This is a genomic window from Vibrio sp. 1978 (assembly GCF_033344345.1).
This window is the reverse complement of sequence record NZ_JAWPOP010000134.1, coordinates 1-1,133: the sequence shown is the minus strand read 5'-3', so window position 1 is coordinate 1,133 and position 1,133 is coordinate 1. Positions and strand designations below refer to the sequence as shown.

Genomic DNA, 1,133 nt, shown 5'->3' with positions numbered 1-1,133 from the left:
TCCTAATTTCAGTTTATTTTTATGGCGCACAAAATCATTTATTTTACTTATGTTTCTTGTTGTATTGGTCATTATCACTAATATTTGGCGATAATAACCAATAGCGCTCTGTAATAAATCAATTGAAATATATAACCATATGAATTTATTGAGGTAAATGTTTGGCACAGCGTTTGCCTAGAGACAAAAGAAGTAAGTCAGCACAACTTGCGGAACTGGTTAATTTTTTGTTAATTTTATTGGCTTTGAATAGACGGTTATTTGTGGCTAGTCACCACAGAAAAACGCAGCTCTCTTACTTTACTTGAAATTGGCCTCAGCAAGCAGGCAACGAACACGGGTTCCTAGCCTTGAACTGCATGATTTCGTTTCAAGTTAGTTGAATGATGTAACGGCCACACACCATGTTGTTAGTCGCTACAGAAGTACAAATATCTTCGTCTATTTCAGATGCAATGAACTCACCGATTGCTCACAGGGAGTACTTGCTAACTCATTGAGCATTATGCTTTTTGATGTCGCATTTAGGTTGAAAAACCAACAAGAGCATTCGGCTGAATACAACAATAAAAAAGGATTTTTGATGTTAGCAAAACCCATAGTACGTTGGCTTTTACCCTTCGTTGTCGTCGGCGGATCTTACGCTGGATATGCCGCGATTGCAGCGACAGCACCGGAGAAAGAGTCAACAAAAGAAACCATAACCGAACCCACAGTTCGAGCCTCTTCTCTTTTTCCTACTGACCATAAAGTCGTGATTACCAGCCATGGCGAATTGGTTCCATTCGAAAAAACACACCTTTCTGCTCAAGTCAGCGGTGAAGTGATCAGTTGGCACCCTAATTTTGTAACCGGTGGCATCGTGAAGCGTGGGGAAGTGCTATTTACGATAGAAAGCGATAATTATGAAGCGGCCGTACTTCAAGCTGAAGCGGGTCTGGCTAGTGCTCGAGCATCGTTAATTGAAGAACAAGCAAAAGCGGAAGTGGCGAAACGCCAAGCGAAGAAACTTAGCGACAAGCAAGTAACCGATCTGTACTTGCGTAAACCTCAGGTGCTTAGCGCGCAAGCGCAAGTGAAGTCTGCTCAAGCCGCTCTCAAACGTGCAAATCGCGGCTTGGAAGACTGCCGAG

At 42.5% G+C, this 1,133-nt stretch carries 1 protein-coding gene; it reads left to right on the top strand.

Going from position 1 to position 1,133, the window contains the following annotated elements; translation table 11 throughout:
- Positions 1-583: 583 nt before the first annotated feature.
- The coding region (locus R8N49_RS25030; protein ID WP_318190199.1) for an efflux RND transporter periplasmic adaptor subunit at positions 584-1,133 on the top strand (550 nt) is incomplete at its 3' end.